Origin of the sequence: Pseudoxanthomonas suwonensis, from assembly GCF_000972865.1 — a bacterium.
Taxonomy (GTDB): Bacteria; Pseudomonadota; Gammaproteobacteria; order Xanthomonadales; family Xanthomonadaceae; genus Pseudoxanthomonas; species Pseudoxanthomonas suwonensis_B.
Window position 1 is genome coordinate 1,057,975 of sequence record NZ_CP011144.1, and the last position, 14,347, is coordinate 1,072,321.

The following is a 14,347-nucleotide window of genomic DNA, read 5'->3' on the forward strand; positions in this document are numbered from 1 at the left end:
GTTCTGTTGCGCATGTCCAACAAGCTAGAGGTTTCATGAATTCGGTCATCGTCGTCGGTTCCTTCAACGTCGACCACGTCTGGCGCTGCGCCGAGCTGCCAGCGGTGGGCGCGACCATCGCCGGCCAGTACGCCACCGGCCCCGGCGGCAAGGGCTTCAACCAGGCCGTGGCCGCGGCGCGGGCCGGTGTGGGCACCGCTTTCGTCTGCGCACTGGGCGACGATGCCGGCGGCGCGCTGGCGCGGCAGCTGGCCGCCGCCGACGGGATCGGGCTGCGCGCCGAGGCCAGCGACCAGCCGACCGGCACCGCCGGCATCTACGTCGACGCGCGCGGCCGCAACTGCATCGTGATCGGCGCCGGCGCCAACGGCACGCTGGGCGCGGCGCACGTGGCCGCCGACCCGGAACTGCTGGCCGGCGCGCGGGTGCTGCTGGCCCAGCTGGAGTCGCCGGTGGAGACCATCGAGGCGGCGCTGGCGCTGGCGCGCGAGGCCGGCGTGGCCACCCTGCTCAACCCGGCTCCGGCCAACGCGCCCAGCAGCATCGGCCTGCTGCGCCTGGCCGACCTGCTGACCCCGAACGAGACCGAGTTCGCCGCCCTGCTCAACCGCCACGTCGGCGAACGGGTCGAGGCCGAGGCGGTCGCCGCGCTCGACGGCGCCAGCCTGCACGCGCTGTGCCGCAAGCTGCTGCCGCACGGCAGCGTGGTGGTCACGCTGGGCTCGGTCGGCGTGTTCGTGTCGCACCCGGACGAGCAGCTGCGCGGCGACGCGCAGACGCACTATCGCGTCGGCGCCGAGAGCGTGTCCGCCAGCGACACCACCGGCGCCGGCGACGCCTTCAACGGCGCCCTGGCCGCCTCGCTGGCGCGCGCGCCGGAGCAGCCGTTCGCCGCGCACGTGCGCTACGCCAACCGCTTCGCCGCGCTGTCCACCGAACGCGCCGGCGCGGCCGCGGCCATGCCGCGGCACGACGAGGTGCAGGAGCGCTTCGGCGCCTGAGCGCGACCGCCATGCGCATCGGTCCCCACGCCATCGCGCCGCGCGTGGTCCTGGCCCCCATGGCCGGGGTCACCGACAAGCCGTTCCGGCTGCTGTGCAAGCGGATGGGCGCGGGCCTGGCGGTGTCGGAGATGACCATCAGCGACCCGCGCTTCTGGAACACGTCCAAGTCGCTGCGGCGCATGGACCACGACGGCGAGCCGGACCCGATCAGCGTGCAGATCGCCGGAACCGAGCCGCGGCAGCTGGCCGAGGCTGCCCGCTACAACGTCGATCATGGCGCGCAGATCGTCGACATCAACATGGGCTGCCCGGCCAAGAAGGTATGTCATGCCTGGGCCGGTTCGGCGCTGATGCGCGACGAGCCGCTGGTCGGGCGCATCCTCGAGGCGGTGGTGGCCGCGGTGGACGTGCCGGTCACGCTGAAGATCCGCACCGGCTGGGACGCGGCCAACCGCAACGCACCGGCGATCGCGCGGATCGCCGAGGCCGCCGGCATCCAGGCGCTGACCGTGCACGGCCGCACCCGCGACCAGCACTACGCCGGCCACGCCGAGTACGACACCATCGCCCGGATCAAGGCCGACATCGCCATCCCGGTGATCGCCAACGGCGACATCGATTCGCCGCAGCGCGCCGCGCAGGTGCTGCGTGATACCGGCGCCGACGCGGTGATGGTCGGCCGCGCCGCACAGGGTCGGCCGTGGATCTTCCGCGAGATCGCCCACTACCTCGCCAGCGGCGAACTGCTGCCGCCACCGGCGATCGGCGAGGTGCGCGACATCCTGCTCGGCCACCTGCAGGCGCTGCACGCGTTCTACGGCGAGGAACAGGGCGTGCGCATCGCGCGCAAGCACCTGGGCTGGTACGCGAAGGACCGGCCAGAGCATTCCGCCGAACAGATGGCGGCATTCCGCGCCGTGGTCAATCGCGCGCAAGGCGCGGACGAACAGCTCGCGCTGACCCGCGACTACTTCGATGCGCTCGAGGCCGGGATGCCGCCGACCCTGTCCGACGCCGCCTGGCCACGCGCGGAAAGTTGCTTCATGTAACCGTCCATCGAATAAACGTGACTAGCGTCACCCTGCACTCCGGCACTGGGTGCATCGACACGGCGGCGCGACGCTGAGGACGCCGGGAAAGCCCGGCCCGTGGCCCACCACCCCCACGGCCACCCGCAGGACGTCCGTCCCAGGAGGCTGTCATGTTTGCTCGCATCGCCGTAGTCGCGGCCGCGCTGGCCGTCATCCCTTCCACCTTCGCCAAGGAACCCGGCATCGCCGACTTCGCGCGCGAGACGGGCTTCAAGGAACGCCACGTCCGCATGGTCGTGGGCGCCCCTGCCGCCTTCGCCGAATACCGCACGTCCTACAAGCGCGTCGTGCGCGAGATGAAGGCAGCGCTCGGCCCGGAAGGCTACAGGCACCTGGTCGATGGCAACCTCACCGCTGCGATCGAGATCCAGCGCGCGCACGCCGCCGATGCCGCAATCGCCGCCAACAGCCGCGAAGGCCAGCGGCAACCGGAAGGCTGAGGCGCCACGCGCCCGCGTCAGTCGCCGGCCCGGGATCCGGACCCGGGCGCGGCGTCCGCCGGCGCGTGCCAGATGCGCTGCCACATCGGGCCCAGACGCCGGCGCGCCTCCCATGGCGGCCGCAACTGCTCCGGCGGCATCTCGCGCCAACCGTCGCCGTCGCGTTCGGCGACCGCGAACACGAAGCTGTAGTCCGGCTCGGCGCCCATGCGCAGGTCGGTCAGTTCCAGGCGGCCGTCACGCTCGCGCGCCTTCATGAAGCCGTGGTTGAACCACGCCAGCCGGCGCACCGCGGCCACGTGCTCCGCCTCGCCCAGCGCCTGGGTGTTGGACGGATAGCCGCGGAACTGCATCGGGCCGCGGTCGGCCCACAACGAACGCTCGCCCTCGACGAAGCCGGAGGGCGTCATCGCCACCACCCGCCACAGCAGCGTGTTGAACGGCATCGGCACCGAGAAGCGCGGCGCATCGCCCAGCCCCATCGCGGCCAGGCTGCGCTGCGCCTCGCGCTCGACCATGCCCTTGGCGACCAGCGACCAGCCCAGGTAGGCGCTGCTCGCCGCCAGGCCCGCGAGCAGCGCGCCCTGCGCCAGCGCGCGCTCGCGCGCGAACCACGCCACGACCCAGGCCAGCACCAGCCACACCGTGTAGGCCGGGTCGATGATGAACACGCTCGACCACATCACCGGCGCCACCGGCAGCGGCCACCACAACTGGGTGCCGTAGACGGTGAAGGCGTCGAGCAGCGGATGGGTGAACAGCGCCAGCTGGATCGCCCAGAACCAGCGTCGCGGCGCCTCGGCGACGCGGCCGCGGCCGTAGCGCAGGAACAGCCACCATACCAGCCAGCCGACCAGCGGCAGCACGAACAGCGAATGGCTGAAACTGCGGTGCACGGTCATCAGCGTCACCGGATCGTCGCTGAACAGCAGGATCGGCAGCGAATCCAGGTCCGGCAGGGTGCCGAGCGCCGCCCCCGCGAGCAGCGCGGCGCGACGGTGGCGGGCAGGGGCGATGGCCGCGGCGACGGCGCCGCCGAGCAGTATCTGGGTCAGGGAATCCATGGACGGAATGGTAGCCGATGCAACCACCGCGACCGGTGTAATCGGCGGCGGCTTTTCCTGCATATCCCGGTGCCGTCACCCACCACGACGCGGTGCCTGGACGGCGAAGCCACCCACCCCCGGAGCGTAGCCATGAAAACCCCGCTGATCGCCTTCGTACTGTTCGCCGCCGTCCCCTTCGCCTCCGCCCAGGAGACCAGGGAACCGGCTCCCATCGACGTGGCCCCGCAGGTCCAGCCGCTGACCGTCCGCATGCTGGCCGACGAGACCGGCCTGTCCCCGCAGCATGTGCGCGTGGTGCTGGGTGCCCGCAGCCTCCATCCCCACTACCGCAGCAAGGAGCAGCAGTTCCGCCAGGCGCTGGGCGAGGATCGCTACCAGGACCTGCTGGCCGGGCAACCGATCAAACTGCGCAACCAGCCCGTGCAAGGGCAAGGCCTGGCGGTGGCGACGGAAGCGTCCCGGGACAGGAAGGAACGTCCGTAGGCCGGCAGCCTGGCGGCCGGCCCGGCCACCATGCCGTGGATGCCCACCCGCAGGATGTTTCCACACCATGTTCCCGCACCGGCGGCCGATCCCGCCGGCGCGGGGCCGGGCGGCCAGGCCCCGGGACGCACTGTGCAGGCCCACCGGCTGCGAGTCTTGCCCCCGCGGGGGCGAGGACACGGGGATTGCCGCCGCTGCCGCCGCGAAGGAGCGGAACTCCGGAAGACGGGAGCGGCGTTACCGGTACCGCGGCGCTCTCTCCCCGCGGCGCCGGTCCTTTATGCTCGCGCCGGCGGACCCGCCTTGGCCGCCCGGGTCCGCCGATTGCGTTGTCGATACCACCTCTGGGGAACGAGGGAGTGATCCGGACATGTTCCGCACTACGCGTTGGAGCCTCGTGATCGGAACCCGCGCCGACTCCGCCGACGGACGCGAGGCCCTGGACACCCTGTGCCGCATCTACCGCTCCCCGGTGACGGCCTACCTGCGTGCGCACGGCTATTCGCCCAGCGATGCCGAGGACATGACCCAGGCCTTCTTCGAGCAGCTCCTGCTTCGCCGGATGCATGCGGCAGCCGATCCGGAACGCGGACGCTTCCGTGCGTTCCTGCTCACCGCGCTCAAGCGCTTCCTGGTCAACCAGCACGAACGCGAGCAGGCGTGCAAGCGCGGTGGCGGCCTGCGGATGGTGGCCCTGGAGCCGGAGCCGGAGCCGGACCTGGCCGACGGACGCACCCCGAGCCCGGAAGAGGCATTCGAGCGCGACTATGCGCTGACGGTGATCGCCCGGGCCCTGGCCAGGCTGCGCGACGAAGCCGTGCACGCCGGCAAGGCCGACCTGTTCGACCAGGTCAGCGCTTTCCTGCTGGAGCCGCCGGACGCCAGCGAGTACACCGCCCTGGCCGAGAAGCTCGACCTGCGCCGCAACACCCTGGCCGTCGCCATCCACCGCCTGCGCAACCGGCTGCGCGACATGGTCCGGTTCGAACTCAGCGAAACCGTGGACGGACCCGATGGACTCGACGCCGAGATGGCGGCGCTGCGCAAGGCGCTCGCGGTCCGCCGGGCGCAACCGCGATACGCATACGACAGCACCGGATAGCCGCCGAGGTCCATGAAACGGGGGAGCGCTGGGCGATGACCGAAACCAGGATTCCGGAACACCCTGCCGCCGTGCGGTTCGCCGACACGCGCTGGACCCTGGTGGGTACGGCGGCGCGGGGCGAGCGCCTCGAGGCCAGGCGCGCGCTGCTCGAGCTGTGCCTGCAGTACTGGTATCCGGTCTACGCCTACCTGCGGCGATGCGGCCACGCGCCGCTCCTGGCCGAGGACATCGCCTGCGCGTTCTTCCGCGACCTGGTGCATTCACGGCTGCCGCTGGCATCGGTGCCGACGCAGACCCGCTTCCGGGATTTCCTGCTCGAGTCGTTGCACCACTTCCTGGCGACGGACTGGCGGCGGATGGAAAACCCGGGTGGGCCGGCCGACGCCCTGCAGGGACCTGCCATCGAGGATCTGGAAGCGCGGCACCGGCGCGAATCGCCGGCGGCGTCGGCTTCGCTCGCGTTCCATCGCGGCTACGCCCTGGAGCTGATCGCGAGCGCACACCGGCGCCTGTCACTGGAAGCGGCCCACGCCGGTCGCGGCCCGATGTACCAAGCACTGGCGCCGTTCCTCGCAACCCCGCCGGAGCCGGGCACGCTCGAGTCGCTCGCACAGCGGCTCTCGACCCGGCCGCTGGTGCTGGCCATCGCCCTCAAGCGCCTGCGCCAGCGGTTCCAGGAACTGGTCCACGACGAACTCGCGCAGACGGTCAGCGATGCGGCCGGGCTCGAACGCGAGCGGCTCGAACTGCTGGCGGTGCTGCAATGAGTACCACCCGCGACGGCCCGCAACACCCGGATCCCGCGGCGATCGCCGCGCTGGCGTCGCTGGCGTTCGGCTCCTCCGGCGTCCGCACCGCGGTGGCGGGAACGGCCACGCGCCACCTGGCCTTCCTCCCGATCGAGGCCCTCGAGCTGGACCTGTCCGATCCGGAACAGCGCGACTTCGGCGACTACGAGCTGCTGGAACGGCTGGGCGCCGGTGGAATGGGCGTGGTGTACCGGGCGCTGCAGAAGAGCCTGGACCGCGAGGTGGCGCTGAAGCTGCTGTCGGCCGGTCCCTGGGCCTCGGCGGATTTCATCGAGCGCTTCCGGCGCGAGGCGCAGTCGGCCGCCCGGCTCGAGCACCCGAACATCGTCGCCATCCACGAGATCGGCAGCCGCGACGAGCTCAACTACTTCTCGATGGCGCTGGTGCGCGGGCCCAACCTGGCGCAGCTGCTGGAGCGCGACGGCGCCCTGCCCGCGTGGCAGGCCGCGCGTCTGATGCGCACGATCGCCGAAGCCCTGCACTACGCGCACCGGCTGGGCGTGCTGCACCTGGATCTGAAGCCGGGCAACGTGCTGATCGATCCGCAGGGCGAGCCGCAGGTGGCCGACTTCGGCCTGGCCCGGCGCATCGACAGCACCCTGGCGATCGACGGCGACGAAGTCTCCGGCACGCCGAGCTACATGGCCCCGGAGCAGATCGAGCTCAAGCGGGCGCGGCTGAGCGTGGCCACCGACATCTACGGCCTCGGCGCGATCCTCTACGAACTGCTCACCGGGCATCCGCCGTTCGACGCGCCCACGCCGAAGGAAATCCTCGCGCTGGCGCTGAACGGCACGATCCGCCGGCCGCGGCGCTACCGCGCCGACATCCCGGAGGACCTGGAGGCGATCTGCCTGAAGTGCCTGGCGCGCGAACCGGGCGAGCGCTATCCGAGCGCGCAGGCGCTGGCCGACGACCTGGGCCGGTTCCTGGAGGGCCGCGCGGTCAGCGTGCGCCCGCTTTCGGCGCCGCAGCGGCTGGCCCGCTGGGCGCGCCGCGAACCCAGGCTGGTCGGCGCGCTGGCGATGGGCCTGCTGGCGCTGCTGACCGGACTGGCGGCCGCGCTGGTCCAGCGCGAGCGCGCGCTCGAAAGCGCCACCGCGGCCCGCGAGCAGACCTGGGCCACGCGCGCCGACGCGGCATGGCGCCTGGTGCAGCAGGGACGCGGCATCGATGCGAAGGCGCTGCTGCTGGACAACCTGGCCGAGCTCGAGGCGCAGGGCGACGGCGATGGCGCCAGGCTCGAACGCCTGCGCCTGGGAACGCTGGCGGAGAACGGACCGCGTCTGATCGACGCCATCGCCACCGGCGTGTCCGGCCGTGCGGTGGACATCGATCCGGCCGGCGAGCGCGTGGCGGTGATCGGCCTGGACGAACAGGTGCACCTCTACGACGTGGCCGACGGCCGCCGGTCCTGGCTGACTGCGACCGCCCACGAGGCCGGCTTCCGCGCGCAGGGCCTGCCGCCGACCCGGGTCCGGTTCAGCGCCGACGGCCGCTACCTGGTGAGCGCCACCTTCGAACCGGGGACCTTCCTGATTCCGCACGGCCGCAACAACGTACTGCTCGATGCGCGGGACGGCCGCCTGGTCATGCCGCCCGAGGACCGCTTCCCGGACCGGCTCGATGCCACCTTCGGCTCGGATGGCCGCTACGCGGTGCTGCGCGACCGCAACGGCCACGCCCAGTATTTCCGCGTCGAAGGCTGGGAACCCCAGGGACCCAGGTTGCCGATGCCGAGCATGGCCGGAAGCTGGATGGTGGGCGACGACGGCCGCTTCGTCGCGCGCAGCGCCAACCACCGGATCGAGCTGCTGGACACCGCCACGTTCGAACCCAGGTTCGCGCACCAGTTCGATACGGCCGACGGGCCCAGCCACTGGGCGGCGCAGCCGGGCGGCTCGCTGCTGGCGCTCGGGCACCTGGACGGCAGCGTGCGGCTGCTCGACAGCATCAGCCTGGCCATGCGCGAGCTGCGTCCGGCACCGCCGGCCGGGATCAGCGCGCTGGCCTTCAGCAACGAGGGCGACTTGCTGCTCGCCGCCACCCGCGGGCACGTGTTCGTGTGGGACGTCGCCACCGGCCACGGCGGCATGCTGCCCGCCACCCGCCAGCTGGATGCCATGCGCCTGCAGGCCGACTCGGCGACCGGCACGGTGTTCGCGCTGGCGCCGGACGACGCGATGCTGTGGCGGCTGGCCGACGCGCCAAGCGGTGCCTTCGACATGCGCGCGCGCGTCATGAACGCGCGCATGCTGGTCACCCAGTTCGGCTTCGGCAACCCGCTCCCGCGCAACGCCGCGGCCTATGCGCCGGCCGCCAACCTCGCCGCCAGCCTCGAACGCAACGGCGAACTGCGCCTGTGGCGCTGGCGCGATCCGCGCCCGCTGCCTGGCCGCGCGCCGGGACAGACCACCGAGACGCTGTATTTCGACGGCCGCCATGCCGCGATCGTGGAAGGCGGTACCGTCCGGATCGTCGACGTCGCCGACGGACTCGACGCGGCGCCGGCACTCGTGCATCCCGGCCCGGTCTCTCTGGCATCGTTCACGCCCGATGGCGCCACGCTGGTCACGGTCAGCGGACGCGAACTGCGCATGCTCGACTGGCGCGCCGGCAAGGAGCGCCATCCGCCCGTGCTGCTGGCCGACTCGCCGCTCCGCGTCGCGATCGGCCCCGACTCGACGATCCTGCTCGCCACCACCGGCGCCTACGTCGAAGGCCGCTTCCGGGAGCTGGCCTCGAGCTTCGACCTGCGCGACGGCAGCGTCCTGGCGCGGGATGTGCCACTGCCCGGGCCGCTGGCGGGCCTGCGCTTCAGCCCCGACGGCCGCCACCTGGTCCACTGGCGCTACGGGGAACTGGAAGTGCGCGATGCCGCCAGCCTGCAGCCGGTCGCCGCGCCGGCGCGGTTCGGCCCGGACATGGCCGCCGCACGCGACGCCCCGGAGGCGGGGACGCCACAGGCCAACGCCCTGCACCAGCCCGGCGAAACCCCGGTTTTCGATGCCGCGGTATCGAACGACGGTTCGCGCGTCACCCTGCTGCTGTACGGCAGCGAGCCGGACAAGCCCAGGCTGGTCCAGGTCCACGCGCGGACGCAGGAAATCCTGCGTTCGCAGCCGCTCCCGTTCGGGGTGTACTCGCGGCTGTGGCCGAGGGGGGACGCCTACGACTTCGGCATCTGGACCGGCGCATCCGGCGCGGCCCACTTGATGGACAGCGACGGCCGAAGCCGCCCGCTGTCACTGGCCGGCGGAACCCAGCTGGTGGCCCAGGCCACCAGCCGGGACCAGCGCTGGGTGGCCGCCGGCAGCAAGACCGGGGTCGCGCTCGCCGAGCGGGGGAGCGGGCGGTGGGCATCCGCTCCGTTGGTCGCGCACCTGGCCGCGGGCGACGGCATCACCCAGCTGGCCTTCGCCGCCGACGGCAACAGCCTTCTCGCACGCACCCAGTACGGCGCGTGGATCTGGTGGCCGCTGGTGCCGGATGCGCGGCCGACGCAGCGGATATCGCGCCATCTCGCCTACCTGACCGCCACCGCCTCCGAACGCGCGCCCATCGCCTCGCCCATGGAAGCGGGCGAGCGGCGGGAGCTGCGCGAAACCGATCCGGGCACGCACAGGCGCTCGGCGGGAGCGCCCGCGACCGTGGAACTGGCCACGCACGCCGCCACGCGGGACCGGTCCGGAGGGATCCCCATCGACCTGACGGCTGCCGTCAACCGTCCAACCGATGCGTTCGACCTGACCGCCATCGAAGGCGACCTCGGCCTCGCCGGCGTGCCAGCCGGGAGCCAGCGCCTGCTCGGCGTCGATTTCGACATCGCGGGCGTGGTCGCCCTGCGCATGCCGGAAGCCCCGCAGCCATCGCTCGGACTGCCGGCCTCGTCGCCGGAGGTGCCGTTCGCGGCGTCGCGCATCGCCGCGGTCCACGTGCTGCTCGGCGGCTGCTGCCCGTTGCCGGCCAAGCCGGACGGCCCCTACGCCTACCTCAACCTGCGCTATGCCGATGCGACATCCGCGCGGATTCCGATCGTGCATCGCACGCACATGTGGTTCTTCGGCGGGGACCCCGGGGACGGCGAGCATGCGAGGATCGCCTGGGTGGCGACGTTCCCGTCGGGCGACATGATCTACCTGTACGGGCCGCGCCTGGAAAACCCGCACCCGGAGCGGGAGGTGGTCGCGCTCTCGTTCGAGGCGTCCGAGTACTTCGCCAGCAGCCCGCTGGTGTTCGCCGCGACCGCCGAACCGGCGCACGACGCGGCCGGATCGCTGCCGCCCGGCATGGCGCCGCCATGACCCTCGCCCCGCCCTTGGTGCTGGCCCTGGCGCTGCACGATCCGGCCGCCACCGGCGGCGATGCCACGCCCGGCAGCACCACCGCCACGCTGCAGACCGTCGAGGTCACCGGCAGCCATATCCGTCGGGTCGAGTTCGAGACCGCGCATCCGCTGCTGGTGCTGGACCGCGAGCGGCTGCGGCGCACCGGCCTGAACACCCTGGGCGAGGTGCTGCAGCAACTGCCGCAGCACGTCGCCGGCCTCAACACCGATTTCAACAACGGCGGCAACGGCGAGACCTACGTCGACCTGCGCAACCTCGGCTCCTTCCGCACTCTGGTGCTGCTCAACGGCCGCCGCTACGTCGCCGGCATCGACGGATCGGTGGATGTCAGCAGCATCCCGCTGGCGATCGTCGAGCGCGTGGAGGTGCTGACCGACGGCGCGTCGGCGATCTACGGCTCCGACGCGATCGGCGGCGTGGTCAACATCATCACCCGCAACGACTACGACGGGATGGAGGCCGGCGCCCAGTACGCCACCAGCGAATACGGCGACGGCCAGCGCCGCGCCGCCGACTTCAGCTGGGGCCATGACGGGGAGCGCGGCGGCGTGGCGGCCAGCCTGTCCTATGCCGACCAGCAGCCGGTCTGGGCAGGCGACCGTGCGATTTCGTCGGTCCCGGTCTATGGCCTGCCTGCCAACGACGTGCTGGGCCGGGCATCGTTCCTCACCCCGGACGGCAGTTTCGCCTTCGGCCCCGGCGGCAACCTGCGGCCCGACGGCCGCCCCGGCCGCACGACCTGGGACGCGGCCATCGGCGACTACCGCCCGTTCAATCCACGGCAGGACTCCTACAACTACGCCCCCGAGAACTACCTGCGCACGCCCTACCAGCGGCTTTCCCTGTTCGCGACGGCGCAGCGGACGCTGCCCGGAGAGGCGAGCCTGCGCGCCGGCCTGCTGCTGCAGCGCCGCCGTTCGGCCCAGGAACTGGCGCCCACGCCGATCGTCCAGTACGGCGGCGGGAATCCCGGCGATGCGAACATCTCCAGCGAAAGCCTGTACAACCCGTTCGGCCAGCCGGTCACCCAGTTCAGCTTCCGCCCCCTGAACCAATCGCGGCGAAAGGAACAGGATGCGCTGAGCCACAACGCCTCGGTCGGACTGGAGGGCGTGCTGACGCTGGGGTCGCAACCGCTGGACTGGCGGTTCGACCTGGTCGACGCACGCGCCCGCATCGACCACGGCTACAACGGCGGCTACGACCTCCGGCGCCTGGCTGCGGGCATCGGCCCCTCGTTCCTCGATGCCCAGGGCAGGCCGCGTTGCGGCACGCCGTCCAGCCCGGTCGCGGACTGCCTGCCGCTGGACTTCCTGCATGGCCGCGACGGGTTCACGGATGCGATGTTCGACTACCTCAAGGTGGACGGGGAAGCATGGCTGCGCGAGGAGCGCGGCCTGCGCGACGCCACCTTCGCCGTCAGCGCCGCCCCGTTCCGCCTGCCCGCCGGCCAGTTGGCCATGGCAGCCGGCCTGGAGTGGCGCGAGGAGCGCGGGCGCATCACGATGGACCCGCTGCTGGCCGACGACCGTTTCGATTTCGGCGGATTCGGCGCCGACCCGGTCGACAGCCGGATCCGCGTGCGCGAAGCCTGGCTCGAACTGGACCTGCCGCTGCTGGCCGGAAAGCCGTGGGCCGAAGTGCTGTCGCTCAGCCTGGCCGCGCGCCATTCCCGCTATTCGAGCTTCGGCGCCACCACCAACGGCAAGCTGGGTGCGGTCTGGCGCCCGCACGCCGGGCTGCTGCTGCGCGGCACCTGGTCCAGCGGCTTCCGTGCCCCATCGCCCAGCGAACTGTACGGATTCAGCGGCATGACCCAGCTGCCCGCCATGGCCGCGGCGCTGGATCCCTGCCTGGTCCCCGCCAATCCGGCCGTCGCGGCGCGCTGCCATGCCGACGGCGTACCGGCCGACGGTTTCGATCCGCCGATGGGCCCCAGGGTCCAGTTCGGCTCCAATCCCGGACTGCAGCCCGAGCGCGCGCGAAACCGCAACCTGGGGGTGGTATGGAGCCCCGATCCGGTCCCGGGACTGGGCCTGAGCCTGGACTGGTGGCGGATCCGGCTGTTCGACACCATCGCCGAGATCCCGATCATGCAGTTGCCGGCCATGTGCTACCTGCAGGGACTGGCCGGCGCCTGCCAGCAGCTGGCCCGCGACCCGGCCACCGGCACGCTGACGGAAATCGACGGACGCCTGCGCAACTACGGCACCTACGAACTGGAGGGCTACGACGTCTCGGCGTCCTATCGTCGCGACCTGCCCTGGGGCCGGCTGCAACTCCGCTGGGACAGCGTGTACCTGGACCGCTTCCTCTCGGAGGTGCCGGTGGGCGCGCCGCCCACCCAGTCGGCGGGCAACTACTTCATGCTCGATCCCGGCTGGCGCCTGCGCTCGGTACTCTCGCTGGACTGGGACCGCGAACGGCTCGGCGCCACCTTGCGCCTGCGCCATTATTCGCCGCTCGACGAAAGCTGCGTGACGCCCACCGTGGCCGGTCGTCCCGAGCTGTGCAGCGGCGGCGTCGACCAGGATCCGGCGTTCCCAGGCCAGCCCGTGCACGTCATCGCCGCGCGGACATATACCGACCTGCAACTGCGCTGGCGCTGGGGAGCCGCGCAGTTCGCCCTGGGCGTGAACAACGCCTTCGACCTCGATCCGCCGGTGTCGTACGACGCCTATGCGAACTCCTACGATCCCAGCTACGACATCCCCGGCCGCTTCTGGCACATGAGCTATCGCCAGCGCTTCTGAGCCGCGCCGGGGCGATGCCGCCGGCGATGGTGTCAGGCCGCCCGCGTCACCGGCGACACGGCGGGGCGCTCCAGCAACGGCAACGATGCCAGCGTATCGCCGCGATGGCCGACCAGGCGCAGGCCGCCATCGGCATCTTCCACCAGCGCGGTCAGGCTCTCCACCCAGTCGCCGTCGTTGGCATAGACCAGGCCGTCGCGCTCGAACAGTCCGGCGCGGTGGATGTGCCCGCAGACGATGCCGTCCAGTCCGCGCCGCCGCGCATCCTCCAGCCCGGCCTGCACGAAGCGCTCGATGTAGCGCTCGGCGGCGGTGCTGCGCCGCTTGATCCAGTCGGCCAGCGACCAGTAGCGCAGGCCGAGGCGGCGCCGGGCGGCGTTGGTCAGCCGGTTGCCGGTGAGGATGCGGTAGTAGAGCCAGTCGCCGAAACGCTCCTGCAGCCCACCGAAGTGAGTGACGCCGTCGTAGTCATCGCCATGCACCACCAGCAGGCGGCGGCCGTCGGTGGTGGCGTGGATCGCGCGCCGGCGCACCTGCATCGCCGGGAGCACCAGCCCGCAGTAGCGCCGTACCGGCCGGTCGTGGTTGCCCGGCACGTAGACCAGTTCGGTGCCGCTGCGGGCCAGCGCATGCAGGGCCTCGACCACGCGCTGCTGGGCGGTGCCCCAGGTCGCGCGGCGCTGCGCCATCCACCAGAAGTCGACGATGTCGCCGACCAGGTACAGCTGCCCGCAGCGCAGGCCGCCGAGGAAGTCGGCCAGCTCGGCGGCGTGGCAGTGGCGCGAGCCGAGGTGGACGTCGGAGATGAAGACCGCGCGATGCCGGGGCGGCAGCATCGCCACGGCCGTGCTCACCGGCCCGGCCCGCCGGCCGGTTCGGCGAACGCGGCGGCCGCGACCGCCGGCACGGGCAGCGGCAGCCGGCGTCCGTTCGGCGCGCCGCGCAGGCGTACCGGCGACCGCCAGTCCAGGCGGATGCGCCGGCCGGGGATCGGCGCGGGGCAGCGGCCTGGCACTGGCGGATGCTCGCAGCTGGCGGTCATCAGACATCCCTCGACGGCGCTCTGCCACGCAGCCTGCGCCCGCACCGCGGCAATGCAGTGACAGCCGCGCTACCGGCGGGTGACACCTCGCCCGTCGGCGCGCGTGGCCTTAACAACGGGTCAACCCCGGCCCTGCCACCATGCACCCCGCCCCGCTCCCGTGTATCATGCGCGGCCATCTTTTCATCCGCATACAGGGATATA

The 14,347-nt window shown here is 72.2% G+C and carries 11 protein-coding genes; 8 read left to right on the forward strand and 3 right to left on the reverse strand.

Going from position 1 to position 14,347, the window contains the following annotated elements:
- Window positions 1–35 precede the first annotated feature (35 nt).
- From WQ53_RS04585 to WQ53_RS04595, 3 genes are all read left to right on the forward strand, one after another.
- Complete coding sequence (locus tag WQ53_RS04585) at window positions 36–1,001, forward strand: ribokinase (protein WP_052630856.1); 966 nt, start codon at window positions 36–38, stop codon at window positions 999–1,001.
- Window positions 1,002–1,012: 11 nt separating this feature from the next.
- A complete protein-coding gene (gene dusB / locus WQ53_RS04590; RefSeq protein WP_052630858.1) occupies window positions 1,013–2,053 on the forward strand; it encodes a tRNA dihydrouridine synthase DusB in 1,041 nt (346 codons plus the stop codon).
- 152 nt (window positions 2,054–2,205) lie between these two features.
- Window positions 2,206–2,535: a hypothetical protein gene (locus WQ53_RS04595; protein WP_052630860.1), complete on the forward strand. Its 330-nt coding sequence runs from the start codon at window positions 2,206–2,208 to the stop codon at window positions 2,533–2,535.
- A 17-nt stretch (window positions 2,536–2,552) separates the two neighbouring features.
- Here the strand turns inward: WQ53_RS04595 and WQ53_RS04600 are convergent, their stop codons facing one another.
- On the reverse strand, window positions 2,553–3,599 hold the full coding sequence (locus WQ53_RS04600; RefSeq protein ID WP_052630862.1) for a metal-dependent hydrolase: 1,047 nt from the start codon (window positions 3,597–3,599) through the stop codon (window positions 2,553–2,555).
- Window positions 3,600–3,731: 132 nt separating this feature from the next.
- Here WQ53_RS04600 and WQ53_RS16965 point away from each other — a divergent pair, with 132 nt between their 5' ends.
- From WQ53_RS16965 to WQ53_RS04625, 5 genes are all read left to right on the forward strand, one after another.
- Window positions 3,732–4,085 carry a hypothetical protein gene (locus WQ53_RS16965; protein WP_052630864.1) on the forward strand — a complete coding sequence of 118 codons (354 nt, stop codon included), beginning with the start codon at window positions 3,732–3,734 and terminating at the stop codon, window positions 4,083–4,085.
- 397 nt (window positions 4,086–4,482) lie between these two features.
- Window positions 4,483–5,187 (forward strand): RNA polymerase sigma factor, encoded by a 705-nt coding sequence (locus tag WQ53_RS16970; RefSeq protein ID WP_052630866.1) that lies wholly within the window; start codon window positions 4,483–4,485, stop codon window positions 5,185–5,187.
- A gap of 35 nt (window positions 5,188–5,222) precedes the next feature.
- Window positions 5,223–5,957 carry a hypothetical protein gene (locus WQ53_RS16975; protein WP_052630868.1) on the forward strand — a complete coding sequence of 245 codons (735 nt, stop codon included), beginning with the start codon at window positions 5,223–5,225 and terminating at the stop codon, window positions 5,955–5,957.
- A complete protein-coding gene (locus tag WQ53_RS04620; RefSeq protein WP_052630869.1) occupies window positions 5,954–10,303 on the forward strand; it encodes a serine/threonine-protein kinase in 4,350 nt (1,449 codons plus the stop codon). Before WQ53_RS16975 ends, WQ53_RS04620 begins: the two co-directional genes overlap by 4 nt.
- The gene (locus tag WQ53_RS04625; protein ID WP_052630871.1) at window positions 10,300–13,101 is read left to right on the forward strand and encodes a TonB-dependent receptor plug domain-containing protein; all 2,802 of its coding nucleotides are present in this window, start codon (window positions 10,300–10,302) and stop codon (window positions 13,099–13,101) included. The genes WQ53_RS04620 and WQ53_RS04625 overlap by 4 nt, the downstream gene beginning before the upstream one ends.
- 32 nt (window positions 13,102–13,133) lie before the next feature.
- Here the strand turns inward: WQ53_RS04625 and WQ53_RS04630 are convergent, their stop codons facing one another.
- On the reverse strand, window positions 13,134–13,937 hold the full coding sequence (locus WQ53_RS04630) for a UDP-2,3-diacylglucosamine diphosphatase (RefSeq protein WP_052633920.1): 804 nt from the start codon (window positions 13,935–13,937) through the stop codon (window positions 13,134–13,136).
- Window positions 13,938–13,951: 14 nt separating this feature from the next.
- A complete protein-coding gene (locus tag WQ53_RS04635) occupies window positions 13,952–14,143 on the reverse strand; it encodes a hypothetical protein (RefSeq protein ID WP_052630873.1) in 192 nt (63 codons plus the stop codon).
- Window positions 14,144–14,347 lie beyond the last annotated feature (204 nt).

Coding starts and splice junctions, on each gene's coding strand:
- WQ53_RS04635 (WP_052630873.1), bottom strand. CDS start 14,143: ATGACCGCCAGCTGCGAGCATCCGCCAGTGCCAGGCCGCTGCCCCGCG.
- WQ53_RS04585 (WP_052630856.1), top strand. CDS start 36: ATGAATTCGGTCATCGTCGTCGGTTCCTTCAACGTCGACCACGTCTGG.
- WQ53_RS16975 (WP_052630868.1), top strand. CDS start 5,223: ATGACCGAAACCAGGATTCCGGAACACCCTGCCGCCGTGCGGTTCGCC.
- WQ53_RS04630 (WP_052633920.1), bottom strand. CDS start 13,937: ATGCTGCCGCCCCGGCATCGCGCGGTCTTCATCTCCGACGTCCACCTC.
- WQ53_RS16965 (WP_052630864.1), top strand. CDS start 3,732: ATGAAAACCCCGCTGATCGCCTTCGTACTGTTCGCCGCCGTCCCCTTC.
- dusB (WP_052630858.1), top strand. CDS start 1,013: ATGCGCATCGGTCCCCACGCCATCGCGCCGCGCGTGGTCCTGGCCCCC.
- WQ53_RS04600 (WP_052630862.1), bottom strand. CDS start 3,599: ATGGATTCCCTGACCCAGATACTGCTCGGCGGCGCCGTCGCCGCGGCC.
- WQ53_RS04625 (WP_052630871.1), top strand. CDS start 10,300: ATGACCCTCGCCCCGCCCTTGGTGCTGGCCCTGGCGCTGCACGATCCG.
- WQ53_RS04620 (WP_052630869.1), top strand. CDS start 5,954: ATGAGTACCACCCGCGACGGCCCGCAACACCCGGATCCCGCGGCGATC.
- WQ53_RS04595 (WP_052630860.1), top strand. CDS start 2,206: ATGTTTGCTCGCATCGCCGTAGTCGCGGCCGCGCTGGCCGTCATCCCT.